Origin of the sequence: Streptomyces alkaliphilus, from assembly GCF_014141535.1 — a bacterium.
GTDB classification, from domain to species: domain Bacteria; phylum Actinomycetota; class Actinomycetes; order Streptomycetales; family Streptomycetaceae; genus Streptomyces; species Streptomyces alkaliphilus.
Genome location: NZ_VKHT01000939.1, coordinates 1 through 1952, shown reverse-complemented (window position 1 = coordinate 1952; position 1952 = coordinate 1). Strand labels below are relative to the sequence as shown.

Below are 1952 nucleotides of genomic sequence, written 5' to 3'. Positions count from 1 at the left end.
GGCCGCCCCTCACCGAGCCGCCCCGTCCCGACCCCGTTCGCCCGGCCCCGCCGCCGGTGCGTCGGGGACGTCTGATCCTCGCCGTGCTCTGTCTGGTGCTCGGTACCGGCCTGCTGGGCGGGGCCGCCGCCGGAGTGTGGCTCACCGCCGCGACCCCGGGAACCGACTCCGCCGAGCACCTCTTCGAGGAAAGCCGCTCGCTGTGGCGCGAGTTGCCCGTCGAGGCGATCTTCCCCAGCGAGTTGGCCGGGGAGGGAGCCGGCCCCGGCGGGGCCGACCGGCACTGGTCGCGGGTCGTGGTCGCCCCCGACTCCGACTGCGCCGAGGCCTTCGACCCGGCGCTGGAGGAACTGCTCGCCGGTGTCGGCTGTCACCGCCTGCTGCGGGCCACCTACGTGGACGACACCCAGAGCGCCGTCACCACGGTCGGCCTGGTCTTCACCGAGGCCGATCCGGCCGGGATGCTCGACCTCGCCCGCGACATCGAGGCCGACGGACTCGACACCCGCACCGACCTGCTGCCCCGCCCCCGATCGGGGCCGCACCCGGCCGCCACCGGCTTCGGCGACGACCAGCGGGCCACCTGGACCCTGCGGGCGCCGACCGATGTACCGGTGGTCGTATGGGCGGTCTCGGGTTTCGCCGACGGGCGTGCCGTCCCCACCCCCCTTCCCGCCGCCGAGGCCGTGGAGGAGGGGGCCGACAGCCCGATCGCCCTGGCCGGCCTCGGTCACGAGGCGATCGGCATCACCGATCGGATCGAACGCCGGCTGCGCCGGGCCGCCGCCGGCCTCGCCGAGGCCGGTGACGCCGCGAGGACCGCTCCCTCCGCGGCTCCCGCAGTCCCTCCCGTCCACCGTCCCCTTCCGCCACCCGTGGCCGTACTCCCCGTCGGAGGCACCGCGTGATCCGTCCCGGCCGTCGTCCACTGCTCGTGGCGCTGCTCACCGGCGCGCTCCTGGCGGGCGGGGCGTCCCCCGCCGCCGCCGACGCCATCCGTGACCAACAGCGCTGGGCGTTGGACTTCGTCAACGCCCCCGCCGCCTGGCAGACCACCCGGGGGGCGGGGGTGACCGTCGCCGTGCTGGACACCGGCGTGGACGACTCCCATCCCGACCTGTACGGCGCGGTCCTGGAGGGCGCCGATCTGGTCGGGGAGGGGGCCCGGCCCGGCGACCCGGAGTGGGCGCGACACGGCACCGCGATGGCCGCCATCATCGCCGGTCGGGGCCATGGCCCCGACCGCGGGTCGGGTGTCATCGGGGTCGCGCCGGAGGCGATGGTGCTGCCGGTCAGGGTGCTGCTGGAGGAGGAGGACCCGGCCCGTGCCGAGCACCGCCGGCGCGACGGCAGCACCGTGGCCGAGGGCATCCGCTGGGCGGTGGACAACGGCGCCGACGTCATCAACCTCTCGCTGGGCGACGACAGCCCCACCGCCCACCCCGACCCCGAGGAGGACGCCGCCATCCGTCACGCGCTGGCCCGGGGGGTGGTGGTGGTCGCCTCCGCCGGCAACGGCGGCGAGGACGGCGACCCGGTCTCCTACCCGGCCGGCTACCCGGGCGTCATCGCGGTCACCGCCGCGGACCGCACCGGTGCCCGGGCGCCCTTCTCCACCCGCCGCTGGTACGCCACCGTCGGGGCCCCGGGCAAGGACGTGGTGATCGCCTCGCCAGGCGGTCGGTACCTGCACGGATGGGGCACCAGCGCCGCCGCCGCCTTCGTCTCCGGCGCGGTCGCCCTGGTGCGTGCCGCCCACCCGGAACTGGGCCCCGCCGAGATCCGCCGACTGCTCGTGGAAACCGCCGGCGGGTCGGGCTCCGAGCGCGACGACGACCTGGGCGCGGGCATCGTGGATCCCGCCGCCGCGATCGCCGCGGCGAACGCGGCGGAGCCCCGGACGGACATCGGGACCGCGGGAACGTACCCGCGCGAGTACTTCGGCCCCGGAC

Annotated in this window: 2 protein-coding genes; both read left to right on the top strand. The window is 76.7% G+C overall.

Going from position 1 to position 1952, the window contains the following annotated elements; genetic code table 11:
• On the top strand, window positions 1–908 hold a 908-nt coding region (locus FNQ90_RS21295), incomplete at its 5' end, for a hypothetical protein (protein ID WP_182607836.1).
• On the top strand, window positions 908–1952 hold a 1045-nt coding region (mycP, locus tag FNQ90_RS21290; RefSeq protein WP_182607835.1), incomplete at its 3' end, for a type VII secretion-associated serine protease mycosin. The genes FNQ90_RS21295 and mycP, both read left to right, overlap by 1 nt.